This window comes from Megasphaera intestinihominis, from assembly GCF_040096415.1.
GTDB lineage: Bacteria > Bacillota > Negativicutes > Veillonellales > Megasphaeraceae > Megasphaera > Megasphaera intestinihominis.
Map to the genome: position 1 here is coordinate 1 of NZ_JBBMEU010000054.1, position 15,515 is coordinate 15,515.

Here is a 15,515-nt window from a genome sequence, read left to right on the forward strand (position 1 = left end):
GAATAGAACGATGAAATAGAATAAAAAAAGAGAGCTGTCGCACAAAGCCGAAATGGCTTAATGCGACAGCCCCTTTTTGAGTATTAAGTTTGCAGTTTGTAGTGAAGTTTTTTTAATTCAAAACCCTCTTCTACAAACTACAAACTCCGTACTACAAACTATAAAGAACGGCCCGCTCATACATGATGGCAGAAACCTCCACGCGACGCTCAAACGCCCAACGCTTCCCGCACGATGCGGGCGACGTCCGGGAATTCGTCGTCGCCGATGGTGCGCAGGGACAGGACGACGGCGCAGTGCTGGACGCGGGCGATGATGGGGATGTCGGCCTGGCGCAGGCGCTGTTCCAGTTTTTCCGCCGACAGGTCATAGGGATCAATGGCCAGGGCCCAGCCCGGCAGGACGGCATCGGGGCAGGCGCCGCCGCCGACACAATCGTCTACACGGCGCAGGGAAACGCAGGCCGGCAGGTCATCTGTATGCAGGGCCTGCAACAGCCGTTCCGCCCGTTCCCGCGTCTCTTTCTTCGTCTGGGCCAGGCAGTACAGCGTCGGGATCTGGCAAACGGCCGTACCGTCGCGATAGGTCTGCAAAGTCCCTTGCAAACCGGCCAGGGTCATCTTATCGACGCGCAGGGCCCGCAGCAGGGGATGGTGTTTCATGGCATCCAGATAGGCGGCTTTACCGACGATGATACCCGCCTGAGGGCCGCCCAGGAGCTTGTCGCCGCTGAAAGTCACGACATCGCAGCCAGCGTCCAACACTTCGCGGACCGTCGGTTCATGAGGCAGTCCCCATGCGGCCAAATCGACGAACAGGCCGCTGCCGACATCGTTGATGCAGGGCAGTCCGTGGTCATGGGCCAGGCGGGCCAGGTCCGAAGCGGAGACACTCTCGGTAAAACCGATGATGCGGTAATTACTGGTGTGGACCTTCATGAGGGCCGCCGTATCTTCGCCGATGGCCCGTTCGTAGTCGGACAAATGAGTCTTGTTGGTCGTACCGACTTCGCAGATACGGCCGCCGCTCTGTTCGATGACGTCGGGAATCCGGAAGGAGCCGCCGATTTCGACGAGTTCCCCCCGCGACACGACGACTTCCCGGCCGGCGGCCATGCTGGACAGGGTCAAGAGGACGGCAGCGGCATTGTTATTGACGACGATGGCATCTTCGGCACCGGTCAGCTCACAGAGAAGTTCCCGGACATGGTCATAGCGCGATCCCCGCTTGCCGGAAGCCAGGTCGTATTCTAAATTGCTGTAATGGCAGACCAGATTGGCAATGTGACGGGCCAGGTCCGGACTGAAAACAGCCCGGCCCAGATTCGTATGCAGGACCGTCCCGGTGGCGTTGATGACCCGGCGCAGATGGCCCGTTTCTTCTGCCTGCAGGCGGGAGACGACGGCCCGGTCAAAGTCATCGCCGGAAAAAGGCTGGTCCCACTGGCCGGCCAAGATGGCCTGACGCCGTTCATCCAATACGTTCCGGACGGCATCGCGGACAGCCTGGCGCGATTTCCTCTCCTGCCAGGTCAGCAGTACCGGCCGTTGCAGTAAATGGTCTACATCGGGCAGCTGACGGAGCAGCTGCTGTCGTTCTTCATCCATGGTCATTCTCCCCTTTTATTTCATATTTCCGGGCTGCCGGTCCGGCCAGGCGCCCGTCGGCAACGCGGCGGGTAATGCCACAGCGGTCCATATATTCCAGGATGAGCAGGGCCTGCTGGCGGCTGACTCCCAGGACATCGCGAAAATCGCCGAGTGTCAGCGGACAGCCTGATTGCAGATACCGGCAGGCCGCTTCAGCGGCTTTCATCATGTAGCGCTTCGACAAGATGAAATCAGGCGATAAGAAGACGAGGCTCTTGCCGTTGAGGGCATCGGCGACGGCCTGGGCTTCCCGGCCCAAAGCCCGGACGTCGCGGACCGGGACGGGCACATAGCCACTGTGGTCCAGCTTCTTTTCAATAGCCGACTGCAATTTCCGCTGAGACGGAGAAAAGGTGATACGGAATTGTTTCGCCGCTACGCACTGGCGGGACAGGCGGCAGATGCCGCCAGCCGTCAGCAGGCGCAATAGGGCCGTCCCGTCATTTTCATCGAGATGCAGGCGGCTCCGGAAGGCCGGCTGGGGAATCCCAGGCTGCAGCGGTTTCTCTCTATGATAGGCCAGGAGGACTTGCAGGGCCTTGGCCTGCCAGGTCTTATAGACGTCACCGTGGATGTAGCCCTGACGGGTCCGGCGGACAATCCCATTTTGCCGCAAATGGTCCAGGGCCAGCTCTACCTTATCCAGGGGCAGGTCCGTCGCCCCGGCAATGACGTCAGCCTGGGTAAAGGGGACCTGGCGCAGGCGCAGGAAGCCGGCGACGACGTCGTCCGTCAGACCGGCATCGCGGGCTTCCAGGCTGGTCACGACGTCGTCTTTGAAGCGGCGGTGTTTCTGCGGATGGGCGTCGAGGATTTCCCCGCCGGCTACGGTATGCATGGGCGAAAAGGTCCGCAGGATGAAACGGTCCCCAGCCTTGACATAGATTTCATCCTGCTCCAGGCGCAGCTGCAAAAAGCCCTCCGTCCCCGGCGCAATCTGTTCGGCTCCCAAGGGTACGATGCGGGCCATGACTTCCCGCGTCCCGACGAGGAGGCGCATGCGCTGCCATAGAAAAAGGGGCTGCGCGTCAGCCAGGCAGGTCACTTTGACATCGATCATCCGCGTCGCTGTAAAATCCGGCGCCGTACAGAGGACGTCACCGCGATGGATGGCGCCACAGGAAATGCCTGCCAGGTTCAATGCCGTCCGCTGCGGCGGGTCGGCCCGCAGGACATCCTGCTCGTGGACCTGCATATTGCGGATGCGCAGGCGCCGGCCGCCGGGATAAAGCCAGACTTCGCGGCCATTCATCATGGGGCCGTCGATGAGGGTCCCCGTGACGATAGTCCCGAATCCCTTGATGGAGAACGACCGGTCGACGTTGAGACGGCCCATCCCCTGAGCGCTTTCCATGGGCAGCGTCGCTGCCATGGCCTGGATTTCATCGACCAGTTCCGTCAGGCCGCGGCCGCTGACGGCATCGGTGACGACGACCGGGGCCCCTTCGGCTGCCGTATCGGCCAGATTCTGGCGGATGTCCTGCAGGGTCAGGCTGAGCAGCATGTCGTCGACGGTGTCGGCCTTGGTGACGACGATGATGAATTTATGTACGCCAAGAAGGGTCAAGATGTCGAGATGTTCTTTCGTCTGCGGCATGACCCCTTCGTTGGCATCGACGACGAGCAGGACCAGATTGAGGCCCGGCAGGCCGGCGACCATATTCTTGATGAACTTTTCATGCCCCGGTACATCGACGATGCCGGCCCGCGTACCGTCAGGCAGGTCGAGCCAGGCAAAGCCCAGGTTGATGGTCAATCCCCGTTTCTTTTCTTCCGCTGTCGTATCCATATCGATCCCGGTCAAGGCCCGGACCAGCGTCGTCTTGCCATGATCGACATGGCCGGCCGTCCCGATGACGATATGTCTGGCCATAATATCACCCTTCTCTGATTTTAGTGTACGTGACGGTCAGGCCCTGACGGCAGGCATGATATAAAGCGACCCATGCCAGCCCCTCCTCATCGAGGAGAGCTGTCAGGGCCGCTTCATCAACCAGTTCATAGCGCAGGGAAAAGCCGCACGACGCGTCGAGCTTTCCCGGCGTCGGAATGATGCGCACGGCCAGGCCGGCTGCCTTGGCCAGCTTTTCGCCTTCCATAGCCTGCCGTGTCGACGGCACCAGGGCGACGCCATAGACTGACTCCGCCATCAGGCGCCTTGTTTCAAGGCCTGTTCGACGGCGATGGCCAGTTGATCGGCACAGGAGGTACCGCGGTCACCGCAGGGATTCCCTTTCAGGAGCTTTACGGCCCGGGCGGCATCGGTATCTTCCAACAACTTGCTGAGAGCCAGGGTATTGCCGGGACAGCCGCCTACGAAATGGACGTCATGCAGTTTGCCGTCTTCTAGGCTGAAGGTAATCTGACGGGCACAAGTCCCCTGGGTCATATAGGAATAATTTTTCATGAAAATCCTCCTCCGGCGCCAGCTGCTTATTTGAGCAAAGCGTCTAATTTTTCTTTCAATACATTGTCCGGGACGACACCGATGACGCGGTTGACCACTTTCCCGTCTTTGAAGAAGACCAGGTTCGGGATCGTGGCGACTTCATAGGCCTGGGCTACGCCCGGATTTTCGTCGACATTGATCTTGCCGATCTTAATCTTGCCGGCATATTCTTCGGCCAGATTGGCGATGACCGGTCCCATCATCTGGCACGGGCCGCACCAGTTAGCGAAAAAGTCGACCATGACCGGCTGGCTGCTGTTCAATACTTCCTGCTGAAAATTATCGGCTGTGAATTTATATTCCATGAGAGATTCCACCTTTCTTTTGACTATTTGTCTTTTATAACTATATCTATTATATATTACTATACCAAAGCAGTCAAGTTTTCCTGATGGATTGCCAGAAAATATTACATCGCCGCAATGGCCCGCAAGGCCCGGACAGCGGCCCGGACGTCGTCAGCCGTCGTGAACTGGGAAAAAGAAAAGCGTACCGCTCCCTGGACGGCCGTCCCCAGGGCCTGATGGATGAGGGGCGCACAGTGATAGGCCGGGCGCGTCGCCATCTGGTATGTCTGCCAAAGGATGTCGCTGACGACGGCCGATTCTGCATCGCCGATATTGAGGCTGTAGACGCCGACGCGGGGTCCGGAAAAGTCGCCATACAGGCGGATACCCGGGATAGCCTGGACGGCGGGTACGAAAATCCGGGCCAGTGCTTCCTGATGAGCAGCCGCAGCGGCGACGCCACCATCCAGGAGCTGCTTTATCCCGGCGTCGAGGCCGGCAATGCCCGCTACGTTGGCCGTACCCGCTTCAAAGACACCGGGGACAGCCGACGGCTGCTCCCGCTCGAAGGAATGGACGCCGTCGCCGCCGGTGATGTACGGCGTCACGAGAGCATCGCGGCGGATGACGATGCCGCCCGTCCCGCCTGGCCCGTAAAGCGACTTATGGCCCGTAAAGCAGACTGCCGTGACGATGCCATCGGATAAGTCGACGTCGATGGCGCCGGCTGTCTGGGATACATCGACGATGAGCCCCAGATGGTGACGCTGGCAGAAGGCCTTGATGCGGGGCAGGTCCAAAACATTGCCGGTCACGTTCGACGCGTGGTTGCAGACGAACCATTTCGTCCGCGGTGTCAGCCGTTCTTCCAGGGTGTCATACTGCAAGGCGCCGCCGGGACTGTCGCTGGCGATGAAAGCCAGGGATACGCCTTGGGCTTCCAACTGGTAAAGCGGCCGCAGGACGGCATTGTGTTCCCACGACGTCGTCAAAACGCCGTCGCCGGGATGGATGAGCCCTTTGAGGACCATGTTCAGGGCTGCCGTCGAGTTATGCGTAAAGGCGACATCATATTCCGGGCCGCAGTGGAACAAGGCCTTTACATCGTCCTTGGCCTGCAAGACGATACCATAGGCCTTCAGGGCGTAGCCATGGGCCCCGCGGGACGGGTTGCCCACGGTTCCCGATGACAGGACATTGTAAACGGCCCGGGCGACGGCCTCGGGCTTCTGCGCCGTCGTCGCCGCATTATCGAAATAATACATAAAATCACCTCCTGGGAGATTCGTGGCTCGTGGTTCGTAGGGGCCGCCCAAAGGGCGGCCCGGCTCTCCTGTTAGGAGAGGCTTTCGTGGATGCAGATTTTCGAGACAGCAAAAAAGGGCTTGCCGCACGACGACAAACCCTTTTTTACATATCCTCGGGGCGGGCTCGCCACGTGCGAGCCCCTACAAACTATTTTTAAATTCCGAAACGTGCGAAGATGGTGTCGACGTGGCTGAGCATCTTCTTGACGTCGAAGCAGCCTTCGATTTCTTCGGCTGTCATGTATTTCGTGACGTCTTCGTCTTTTTTCAGGTTTTCCAGGAAGTCTTCCCCTTCGAGCCAGCGTTTCATGGCATTGCGCTGAACCCAGCGGTATGCCTGTTCGCGGACAGCGCCTTTTTCAACGAGCGTGTTGAGGATGATCGGGCTGTAGATGAGGCCGCCAGTGAGGTTGAGGTCCTTCATCATCTTGTCCGGATAGACCAGGAGCTTGTCGATGACGCGGGTGAAAGTCTGGAGCATGTAGTCCAGAGCGATAGTGCTGTCTGGCAGGATGACGCGTTCGACAGACGAATGGGAAATGTCGCGTTCGTGCCAGAGGGCGACGTCTTCCAAAGCAGCCTGGGCATTGCCGCGGATGACGCGGGCCAAGCCGCACATGCGTTCACAAGTGATAGGATTGCGTTTGTGAGGCATGATGGAAGAGCCTTTCTGTTTGGGGCTGAAGTATTCTTCGGCTTCGCGGACTTCCGTGCGCTGGAGGTGACGGATTTCCGTAGCCATCTTGTCGATGGAGCTGGCAATGACAGCCAGGGTCGTTACGTATTCAGCATGGCGGTCGCGCTGCAAGGTCTGCGACGAAATCGGCGAAGCAGCGATGCCGAGGTGTTCGCAGACATATTTTTCAACAAAGGGATCAATGTCGGCATAGGTACCGACAGCACCGGAGATCTTGCCGACGGAAATCGTTTCCTTGGCGTGTTTCATGCGGTCGATGTCGCGTTCGATTTCAGCCATCCAGTTGCACAGCTTGAGGCCGAACGTCGTCGCTTCGGCATGGATGCCGTGGGTACGGCCGATGCACGGAGTATATTTGAATTCAACGGCGCGGCGGCGCAATACGGCGTGGAAGTTTTCCAGGTCCTTGATGAGGATGTCCGAAGCCTGTTTGAGCATGTAGCCCAGAGCCGTGTCTTTGACGTCTGTCGAGGTCAGGCCGAGGTGTACATATTTACCGGCTTCGCCGATATTTTCCGAAAGCGTCGAGACGAAAGCCGCAATGTCATGGTGTGTTTCCGCTTCGATTTCATGGATGCGGTCGACAGAAAAAGCAGCTTTTTCGCGAATTTCCTTAGCCGCTTCTTTCGGGATGTTGCCCAGTTCGGCCTGTGCTTCACTAGCCAGGATTTCGACCTGTTTCATCGTATCCCATTCATTGTATTCTGTCCAAATATGACCCATTTCCGGTTTCGTATAGCGTTCAATCACAGTTGATCTCTCCTTTGTAGTTGACATGAGTACGGTAAAAAAACTCACCAACTTTATTATACACTATCTATGGGGCTGAAGGTAGCCGTTTTTACAAGTTTTATTCGATTACGATGGACCATTTGTCCCGCTCGGTCACATAGCCGACGACGGCCGCACAGGGAATCGAGTTTTTCAAGGCTTTTTCCAGGGCCGGTGCGTCCTTTTCGGCGACAGCGATGAGCAGTCCGCCCGAAGTCTGGGGATCGTAGAGGATGTCCATGAAGCGCTTATCAGCGCCGTCCGCCTTGACGCGTCCCGCAGCAAAGTCGCGGTTGCGGTAGGCTCCAGCCGGGATCAGCCCCATGGCTGCCATGTCCAATGCCTGTTTATTGTAGGGAATGGCGTCACTCTGAAAATGAATCGTCGTTCCACTGCCGTCGGCCATTTCACAGGCATGGCCGAGCAGGCCGAAGCCCGTAACGTCGGTACAGCTGTGGACTTCGTAGCCGACCATGATGTCGCGGGCCCCTTTATTGAGCTGGGCCATCTGGTCGTAGAGCTGCTGCAGGAGCGGCTTGGCCACGAAATCGCCCTGGGCTGCCGTCATGAGGATGCCCACGCCTAAGGGCTTGGTCAGGATGAGGACATCGCCAGGCCGGGCCGACGAGTTGCGCAACAGTTTCTGTGGATGGACGAAACCCGTGACGGACAAGCCGTATTTCGGTTCCTTGTCTTCGATAGTATGGCCGCCGGTGATGATGACACCGCCTTCATAGGCCTTCTGGTAGCCCCCTTCAAGGATAGCCCGGACGGCTTCGCGGCCCATGGACAGGTTGACGCACATGACGTTCATGGCCAGTTTGGCTTCGGCTCCCATGGCATAGACGTCGCTCAGGGCGTTGGCCGCCGCAATTTGACCGAATAAATAAGGATCGTCGACGATAGGCGGGAAGAAATCGACCGTTTGGACGACAGCCAGATCGTCGCTCACCTGATAGACCGACGCGTCGTCGCTCTTATCATAGCCAACGAGGAGGCGGTCATCTTTATGTGTTGGAAGCCCGTCCAACAATTGAGCCAGTGTCCCTGGCCCTAACTTAGCGCCTCAACCGGAGCAGGACGCCATTTGAGTCAATTTCAAACGTTCATCGTTCATGGTAGATACCTCCTTGATGTTACAGTATTCAGAATAAGGTCATCGTACAAAGACGGCCTTATTGTTAGCTTTGAGTTTGCAGTTTTTAGTTTTCAGTGATGGCTAAAAATTTAAAACCATCTGCTACAAACTATAGGCTACAAACTCATTATACTATATTTATGTAATTCTTACGGCCTGGTTTAGCTCGATTTTAGATTTATCCGTTATACTGTCCTCGTAGTCAAGAATAAGTGATTGAAGACAGGAGGAATTCATCATGACCCAGGAAAAATGGCAAGATACACTCGTTTCGATTAAAAATAAAGTCTGCACGGCCCGCAATGCAAAAATCGCTGCTGCCTTCTGCGTCGTCTGCGTCGTAGCCACGGCCGGCGGCCACTACTATCTGCACCAGCAGCATCTGGCCCGTCACGCCGAACGGGTCGACGCCATGGCCCAGATGACCAAGGCCCAGGCCGACCAGCACAACATCTCCCTCATCAGTGAAGACCAGGCCTGCGCCGCTGCCGCCCAGGCCATCGGCAAGGACGAAAGTGAATTGGATTTCAAAGAAATCGCCCTCTTCGATATGAGCAGCGCCAAGCACGGTCCGAAAGACGGCCGCAAGGATGACCGCAAAGGCGACCACAAAGAAAAAGCGAAGGACAGAGACCGCAAAGGCGATGAAAGAGGCGACCAGCGCGGACCAGAAGGCATGAAACCTGGCCGTCCTGGTGAAGAAAAGGCCGATGCCGCTGCCGGTGCTACGGCCAAAGCCGCTCCCGACGGCCAGGCCGGCAACCAATCCGCCCCCATGACACCGCCCCAGGGCCAGCCGCAGATGACTGCTTCTGGACAACCGGGCCAGCCGGATATGAAAGGCCAGCCGCCGCAGGGAGCTATGCCGCAACGCGCCTTCCACCCCATGTATAAAGTCCGCGTCACATCCGGATCCGTCCGCTACGACGTCCTCGTAGACGCCACTAACGGCACCGTCATCCATACAGAAATTGAAGATTAGCTTGATACAAAAGAGGCTGTCCATGAAGACAGCCTCTTTTGTAGTTTTAAGTTTGTAGTTTGTAGTTTTTAGTTTTCTACAAACTACAAACTCCATGCTACAAACTATAGAGAAAAAGGAGCCGCGCATGATGGCAGAAACCTTCGTGCGACATCCCCCTACGAATCACTAGCCACGAGCCACGAATCACTCTATAATGAAACTATCACTACGAAAGGATGGCCTGTTTATGCTGCATATACGTGATATTTCACTGCGACACCGCCTGCTCATCACTAATTTTACCATGGTCTTTGTTCCCATCGCTATTTTGACGGCCCTGGGATTCCTACTCATCTCAGGACTCCGCTTTTCATCGCCTCACAATGATTTGACGACGTTATGGCCGGAAAAGGGGCCGGCCCTGTCCATCCAGTATACGGTTAGTTCCCTTCGCGTCAAGGCCGAACGGCCTGGGCCGTTAAAGGTCAAGGATATGCGCGAAGACTGCCGGGTCCTGGAAGACCTGGGCATTGCCACGGCCATCGTCCGCAACGACCAGGTCGCCTATATCACGCCGGGCATCGACTTTTATGGTCTGGCCGACAGGGTCCTGAAAAAAGCCCATGGCCAGCAGACGGTCATGACCTGGGACGGCGACGGTTTCTTTTTCCGCTACACGTCCCCCCACAGCGGGACGACGGTCATCGCTGCCGGCAATACGCCGTTCATTGCTAAAAGCGGCATCCGCGAAGGCATGGCCAAGGGCGTCATGCAAATGCTTCTCCTGTTCATCGTCGGCACGGCCAGCGCCATCATCATCGCCTGCGGCTTCATCCTGTCCCGCGTCCTGTCCCGCCAGATACTGACGCCGCTGGCAGCGCTTCGGACAGCGGCAGCTGAAATCGAGAAAGGCAATCTCGACTACGAGCTCCGCCTGTCGTCGCGCGATGAACTCGGCCGGACCTGTGAAGCCTTCGACCACATGCGCCGCCAGCTGCGCTCAGCCCGCCTGGCCCAGGAAAAGTATGAGCAGAACCGCAAAGAGCTCATCGCCGGCATCTCCCATGATTTGTCAACGCCCCTGACCCTGCTCAAAGGCTATGCCAGCGGCATCCTGGTCGGCATCGCCAAGACCGCTGAAAAGCGCCATCATTACGTCGAGCTCATCTACCAGAACGCCTGCACCCTGGAAAAACTCGTCGACAGGCTGTTCCTCTTTTCCAAACTCGACTTGGGCCAAGTATCCTTTATGATGGAACGGGTATCGCTGCGCGATTATTTCGCTGATTTCGCCGCCGAAAACACGGAACGCCTGGCCGAGCGGGGCCTCATCCTGCACTATTCGCCGCCAGCCGGTCCGGCCTGGACAGCTATCGACAGGATGCAGTTCCAGCGGGTCATCGACAACCTATTGGAAAATGCCCTGAAATATAAAGAAGGCCCTACAGTCACCATGGACCTGCACCTCGCCGAAACGCCGCAGGCCGTCGTCCTGACCGCAGCCGACCACGGGCCAGGTGTCCCGGCGGCAGACCTGCCCCGCTTATTCGACAGTTTTTACCGGACCGATGCCGCCCGGACGGATGTCCAAAAGGGCAGCGGCCTGGGCCTGGCCATTGCCAAACAGATCATTACGACCCTGCACGGCCAAATCCATGCAGAAGCAACACCCGGCGGCGGCCTGACCGTCGTCATCACCTTACCGCGGATAGAGGAGGAATATCATGAAACGGATTCTGATCATTGAAGATAACTTAGAAATTGCCGAACTGGAACGGGATTTTCTCGAAGCCAGTGCCATTGAGAGCGTCATCGAAACGGATGGGACGAAAGGCCTGGAACGGGCCCTGCAGGAAGATTTCGACCTCATCCTGCTGGACATCATGCTGCCCGGGACCGACGGCTTCCACATCTGCCGCCGCATCCGCGAGGAAAAGGAAGTACCCATCCTGATGGTATCGGCAAAGCGGGAAGACATGGACAAGATACGCGGCCTGGGCCTCGGCGCCGACGACTACATCATCAAACCCTTCAGCCCGACAGAGCTCGTAGCCCGCGTCAAGGCTCACATCACACGCTATGAACGGCTCATGGGCAAGGCCCAGCAGAAAGCGGCGGATGGCGAAGTCATCCGCAGCGGCGACCTGGAAATTTACGTCGATAAGCACCGGGTCTACGTCAAAGGAAAAGAAATCGCCCTGACCAACCGCGAGTTCGAGCTCCTCGTCTTCCTGGCCAAGCATCCCGGCCTGGTCTTCAGCCGGGACCGACTCTTCGAGCGCGTCTGGGGTCTCGACGCCGAAGGCGACACGGCGACAGTCATGGTCCACATCAACCGCATCCGCGAAAAAATAGAACCGGACCCGGCCAAGCCCATCTACATCGAGACGGTCTGGGGTGCCGGATACCGGTTCAAAGAATGACGCTATTTACTTTTCTTCCCGCCGCAGGATTTCCTGACCGACTGTCACGCCGGCTGCCGAAGCCTGTACCAGGCCGCGGGTGATGCCGGCGCCATCGCCGATGGCAAAGAAGTTGGGAATCTTCGTTTCCAGGACATGGCTCAATTCCAGCCGGTTCGAGTAGAACTTGGCTTCCACGCCGTACAACAGGGTATGGCGCGAGTTGGCACCAGGTGCTACGGCATCGAGGGCTTCCAGCATTTCCTTGATATCCTGCATATGACGGTACGGCAGGACCAGCGATAAGTCCCCTGGCGTCGCATTGGGCATGGTCGGCCGGACCAGGCCCCGCTGGATGCGTTCCGGCGTCGACCGCCGCCCGTCGAGGAAGTCTCCCAGGCGCTGGACGATGACGCCGCCGCCGAGGATATTGGCCAGGTTGGCAATGTATTTCCCGTATTTGATCGGTTCATGGAAAGGTTCCGTGAATTTCTTGGATACGAGGATGGCGAAATTCGTGTTTTCGCTCTTCTTGTGAGCATAACTGTGGCCGTTGACCGTGAGCAGGCCGTCGTTATTCTCTTCGACGACGAAACCATAAGGGTTCATACAGAACGTGCGGATCCGGTCGTCAAAGGATTTGCTGAAATAAATGAGCTTCGATTCATAGACGACGTCGGTAATCGTTTCCAGAACTTCTGCCGGCATTTCCACGCGGACGCCGATATCGACGGCGTTAGACGTCAGCTTGAGGCCCATCTTTTCGACTTCGTGGACGAACCATTCCGACCCTTCCCGGCCGGGAGCACTGACCAGATAGCGGCAGGCATAGAACTGGCCGCCGATGAGGACGCCTTTGATTTCCCCTTTTTCTTCGACGATGTGATCGACTGCCGTATCGGCCATGATATCGACTTTCCCTTCCAGGAAATCGCGCATATTGGTCAGGATCTGGGCATTGACATCGGTCCCCAGATGGCGGATGCGGGCCGGGATGAAGCGCAGGTCAGCAGCAGCCGCTTTGCGCTTGATATCGCGGATACATTCCTTGTTCTCATCGCCATAGACCTTGCGGCCGGCACCGCCAAAGCGGCAGTAGACGTCGTCGACGTAACGTATCTTGTCCATGAGGTCGGCCTTGGACATATAGTCGTCGAGATTGCCGCCGTATTCCGTCGTCAGCGTCAGTTTGCCGTCACTGAAGGCACCGGCGCCGCCCCAGCCACAGACGACATTGCGCATCTTATCCTTGGGCAGGGCCTTCTTGTTCAGGCTCGTCGCAATGCGCTCCCGTATATCCTGTCCCTTTTCGACCATGAGGATCTTAAATCCTTTATCGGCCAGTTCCAGTGCCGTAAAAATACCGGCCGGACCGGCCCCGATGATAATGACATCATATGTCTTTACTGCATGCATAATCACACATCCTTTCCAGGCAGACCCTTTGCGAACAGGAGCTCACACGTGGCAAGCGCTCTAAAGTGGCTCGTGGCTCGTGGTCGCCCCTACGGCCTGCGAACTGCGGTCTGCGGGCCGCTCTGCAAAGCGGCCCTTACCCCCTCACGCTATCATATTGTGAAAAGAAAGTCAACCTATGCTATAATGAGGTAAAACGCTATAGAAAGGATGATGACTTATGTCTCGTCGTAACCGCCCGGCTGTCCCTGATGACTCCAGCCGGGATTTAAAACGCCAGGAAGGGATTTTCCTCAGCACTTTTGCCCTCATGGTCCTCTTTCTCGTATCCTTATACCTTCCCCTTCCCGTGGCTGTCCCCATCGTACTGGCCGTCGTCCTCGTCGCCTGGACTGTCGCCATGTACGTCAAATTCCATGACTTCTACAAGATGCGCGACCGTGGCCAGCGGACGTGGTGTGTCACCATTTCCATGTACGCCAGCCTCATCCTGACCCTGGCCTGTGCCTGGTATTTCACCAAAGATGCCCCTCTGACGGATGAATATGCCCTGGTCTTCCTCTTCGGCTTCATGTTCTTCACGTACATGGTCTACCGCACCCTGAGCCCGACTATGGTCGTCGGCAACCGCCGCATCCGGTATAAGTAAAAAAGGGACTGTCGCATGTGCGACGGTCCCTTTTTAAGTGGCTAGCAGTTAGGGGTTAGCGGTTAGCCAATGACAAACCCCTTTTGAGTTGTAGGGGCGACCACGTGGGGCGCCCGCTCTGGAATATATACGGTAGGTCGTTCATCGTTGATTGCATAGGATGAAAAATATCAAGCTATCACGATGAACTACGAACGAACTACGAAATTACTGCTGAGCACGTTCTTTTTTGTAGAGGTCAGCTGTGATGGCATCGGAGCAGCATACAGCAACGACGTCAGCAACGTCTTCAGACGAGCAGCCACGGGACAAGTCGAGGATAGGTTTATCCAAGCCCTGGACCAAGGGGCCAAGAGCCGTTGCGTTAGCGAAACGCTGAACCATCTTGTAGCCGATGTTAGCAGCATCGAGGTTCGGGAAGATGAGGACGTTAGCGTGGCCGGCAACTTTGGAGCCCGGTGCTTTGTGTTCGCCAACTTCCGGTACGAGAGCAGCGTCAGCCTGGAGTTCGCCGTCGAAGTCGAAGTCGACGTTGCGTTCTTTCAGGATTTCAACAGCATGGCGTACGTTGTCGACGGATTCGCCAGCGCCAGAACCTTTGGTGGAGTAGGAAAGGAAAGCGACTTTCGGATTGAGGATCTGGACCGTGCGGCGGGCGCGTTCTACGCAGATGCAAGCGATATCAGCGAGCTGTTCCGACGTCGGGTTGGGGATAACGCCGCAGTCACCGAGTACGAGGATACCGTTATCGCCATACTGCGGAGTATTGGTCAAGAGAATGAAAGCGGAAGATACGGTCTTGTTGCCAGGACGGGGGCCGATGACCTGAAGGCCTGCGCGGATAACTTCAGCAGAAGTCGTAGCAGCACCGGATACGCAGCCGTCAGCTTCACCGAGAGCAACGAGGCCAGCTGCGAAGAAGGTGTAGTTGTTGAGCATGATTTCACGAGCTTTTTCCAGGGTCATGCCTTTCTTTTCACGACGTTTTGCGAAGTAAGCGCAAAGTTCGTCCATACGATAGTAAGTTTCAGGGTCGACGACTTCGACACCGGTGAGATCGATCTGGAATTTAGCAGCATCTTTTTTGATCTGTTCCAGTTTACCTACGAGAACGATTTTAGCAAAACCATCAGCCAAAACGCGTTCAGCAGCTTTCAATACACGACGGCTGTTCGTTTCCGGAAGGACGATTTTTTTCTGTGCTTTGGAAACGCGGGCTTTCAAATCTTCTGTAAATCTCATTTGGGTACCACTCCTTGTAAGTTCTTAGAAATTAGTAGGAATATGTCCTTATGCTAAAGAAAATATCCCATCGCTACCATCCATTATAATACAAAATTTATAGGAATCAAACATATTATTACGCATATATAAAATGAGCAGAAGAAATAGACTATGCCGATTGCGCAATCCAAAGGCCAATGTGATACGTATTTTATATCGTTCATTGCAGGGGACGCCCTTTGAGCGTCCCGCCGCAGGCCGCGGACCGTGGCGGCAAATCACTCGTCATGGGTAGAACCCCTCAGACGCCTGCGGCGCCAGCTCCCCTTCACAGGGGAGCCATTAGCCACTAGCCACTAACAACGCAAAAAGACCTGTCACAAAGTGACAGGTCTTTTTTTCCTGGTGGGCGATAACAGGATCGAACTGCTGACATCCTGCTTGTAAGGCAGGCGCTCTCCCAGCTGAGCTAATCGCCCATGATTGTGGTGACCCCTACGGGATTTGAACCCATGTTCTCGCCGTGAAAGGGCGATGTCTTAGACCGCTTGACCAAGGGGCC

At 56.6% G+C, this 15,515-nt stretch carries 14 protein-coding genes and 2 tRNA genes; 4 read left to right on the top strand and 12 right to left on the bottom strand.

Features of this window, described 5'->3' with window-relative positions; translation table 11 throughout:
* Positions 1–209: 209 nt before the first annotated feature.
* The 8 genes from selA to selD form a co-directional block, all read right to left on the bottom strand.
* Complete coding sequence (gene selA, locus WMO23_RS08735) at positions 210–1,607, bottom strand: L-seryl-tRNA(Sec) selenium transferase (RefSeq protein ID WP_302681489.1); 1,398 nt, start codon at positions 1,605–1,607, stop codon at positions 210–212.
* Positions 1,600–3,522: a selenocysteine-specific translation elongation factor gene (selB, locus tag WMO23_RS08740; protein ID WP_020724138.1), complete on the bottom strand. Its 1,923-nt coding sequence runs from the start codon at positions 3,520–3,522 to the stop codon at positions 1,600–1,602. The genes selA and selB overlap by 8 nt, the downstream gene beginning before the upstream one ends.
* A 4-nt stretch (positions 3,523–3,526) precedes the next feature.
* A complete protein-coding gene (locus tag WMO23_RS08745) occupies positions 3,527–3,799 on the bottom strand; it encodes a putative Se/S carrier protein (RefSeq protein ID WP_020724137.1) in 273 nt (90 codons plus the stop codon).
* Entirely contained in the window at positions 3,799–4,056 is a 258-nt protein-coding gene (locus WMO23_RS08750) for a TIGR03905 family TSCPD domain-containing protein (protein ID WP_020309835.1), read from the bottom strand. Before WMO23_RS08750 ends, WMO23_RS08745 begins: the two co-directional genes overlap by 1 nt.
* Positions 4,057–4,082: 26 nt before the next feature.
* Positions 4,083–4,403, bottom strand: coding sequence for a thioredoxin (gene trxA, locus WMO23_RS08755; RefSeq protein ID WP_020309836.1), 321 nt, complete (start codon positions 4,401–4,403; stop codon positions 4,083–4,085).
* Between the two features lie 104 nt (positions 4,404–4,507).
* Entirely contained in the window at positions 4,508–5,650 is a 1,143-nt protein-coding gene (locus tag WMO23_RS08760; RefSeq protein WP_349173804.1) for an aminotransferase class V-fold PLP-dependent enzyme, read from the bottom strand.
* 196 nt (positions 5,651–5,846) lie between these two features.
* Positions 5,847–7,139: an adenylosuccinate lyase gene (purB, locus tag WMO23_RS08765; RefSeq protein WP_020309837.1), complete on the bottom strand. Its 1,293-nt coding sequence runs from the start codon at positions 7,137–7,139 to the stop codon at positions 5,847–5,849.
* A 100-nt stretch (positions 7,140–7,239) separates the two neighbouring features.
* Positions 7,240–8,277 (bottom strand): selenide, water dikinase SelD, encoded by a 1,038-nt coding sequence (selD, locus tag WMO23_RS08770; protein ID WP_349173806.1) that lies wholly within the window; start codon positions 8,275–8,277, stop codon positions 7,240–7,242.
* Between the two features lie 259 nt (positions 8,278–8,536).
* On the opposite strand from selD, the gene WMO23_RS08775 reads away from it, so the two are divergent.
* The 3 genes from WMO23_RS08775 (at position 8,537) to WMO23_RS08785 (ending at position 11,685) form a co-directional block, all read left to right on the top strand.
* On the top strand, positions 8,537–9,280 hold the full coding sequence (locus WMO23_RS08775; protein WP_349173808.1) for a hypothetical protein: 744 nt from the start codon (positions 8,537–8,539) through the stop codon (positions 9,278–9,280).
* A 229-nt stretch (positions 9,281–9,509) separates the two neighbouring features.
* Positions 9,510–11,009, top strand: a complete 1,500-nt coding sequence (locus WMO23_RS08780; RefSeq protein WP_292106363.1) for a sensor histidine kinase — start codon at positions 9,510–9,512, stop codon at positions 11,007–11,009.
* Complete coding sequence (locus WMO23_RS08785) at positions 10,987–11,685, top strand: winged helix-turn-helix domain-containing protein (protein ID WP_020309841.1); 699 nt, start codon at positions 10,987–10,989, stop codon at positions 11,683–11,685. Before WMO23_RS08780 ends, WMO23_RS08785 begins: the two co-directional genes overlap by 23 nt.
* 6 nt (positions 11,686–11,691) lie before the next feature.
* Here WMO23_RS08785 and WMO23_RS08790 read toward each other — a convergent pair whose 3' ends face one another.
* Positions 11,692–13,080, bottom strand: a complete 1,389-nt coding sequence (locus WMO23_RS08790; protein ID WP_020309842.1) for an NAD(P)/FAD-dependent oxidoreductase — start codon at positions 13,078–13,080, stop codon at positions 11,692–11,694.
* Positions 13,081–13,300: 220 nt separating this feature from the next.
* Between WMO23_RS08790 and WMO23_RS08795 the strand changes: the two genes are divergently transcribed.
* Positions 13,301–13,729, top strand: coding sequence for a hypothetical protein (locus WMO23_RS08795; protein WP_020309843.1), 429 nt, complete (start codon positions 13,301–13,303; stop codon positions 13,727–13,729).
* A gap of 207 nt (positions 13,730–13,936) precedes the next feature.
* Here the strand turns inward: WMO23_RS08795 and pta are convergent, their stop codons facing one another.
* The 3 genes from pta to WMO23_RS08810 all read right to left on the bottom strand — a co-directional run bounded on the left by pta (position 13,937) and on the right by WMO23_RS08810 (position 15,515).
* Positions 13,937–14,971, bottom strand: a complete 1,035-nt coding sequence (gene pta / locus WMO23_RS08800) for a phosphate acetyltransferase (RefSeq protein ID WP_020309844.1) — start codon at positions 14,969–14,971, stop codon at positions 13,937–13,939.
* Positions 14,972–15,356: 385 nt separating this feature from the next.
* Positions 15,357–15,432, bottom strand: a tRNA-Val gene (locus WMO23_RS08805).
* Positions 15,433–15,439: 7 nt separating this feature from the next.
* A tRNA-Glu gene (locus WMO23_RS08810) sits at positions 15,440–15,515 on the bottom strand.

Coding starts and splice junctions, on each gene's coding strand:
- pta (WP_020309844.1), bottom strand. CDS start 14,971: ATGAGATTTACAGAAGATTTGAAAGCCCGCGTTTCCAAAGCACAGAAA.
- trxA (WP_020309836.1), bottom strand. CDS start 4,403: ATGGAATATAAATTCACAGCCGATAATTTTCAGCAGGAAGTATTGAAC.
- WMO23_RS08750 (WP_020309835.1), bottom strand. CDS start 4,056: ATGAAAAATTATTCCTATATGACCCAGGGGACTTGTGCCCGTCAGATT.
- WMO23_RS08785 (WP_020309841.1), top strand. CDS start 10,987: ATGAAACGGATTCTGATCATTGAAGATAACTTAGAAATTGCCGAACTG.
- selB (WP_020724138.1), bottom strand. CDS start 3,522: ATGGCCAGACATATCGTCATCGGGACGGCCGGCCATGTCGATCATGGC.
- WMO23_RS08790 (WP_020309842.1), bottom strand. CDS start 13,080: ATGCATGCAGTAAAGACATATGATGTCATTATCATCGGGGCCGGTCCG.
- WMO23_RS08775 (WP_349173808.1), top strand. CDS start 8,537: ATGACCCAGGAAAAATGGCAAGATACACTCGTTTCGATTAAAAATAAA.
- WMO23_RS08780 (WP_292106363.1), top strand. CDS start 9,510: ATGCTGCATATACGTGATATTTCACTGCGACACCGCCTGCTCATCACT.
- WMO23_RS08760 (WP_349173804.1), bottom strand. CDS start 5,650: ATGTATTATTTCGATAATGCGGCGACGACGGCGCAGAAGCCCGAGGCC.
- WMO23_RS08795 (WP_020309843.1), top strand. CDS start 13,301: ATGTCTCGTCGTAACCGCCCGGCTGTCCCTGATGACTCCAGCCGGGAT.
- WMO23_RS08745 (WP_020724137.1), bottom strand. CDS start 3,799: ATGGCGGAGTCAGTCTATGGCGTCGCCCTGGTGCCGTCGACACGGCAG.
- selA (WP_302681489.1), bottom strand. CDS start 1,607: ATGGATGAAGAACGACAGCAGCTGCTCCGTCAGCTGCCCGATGTAGAC.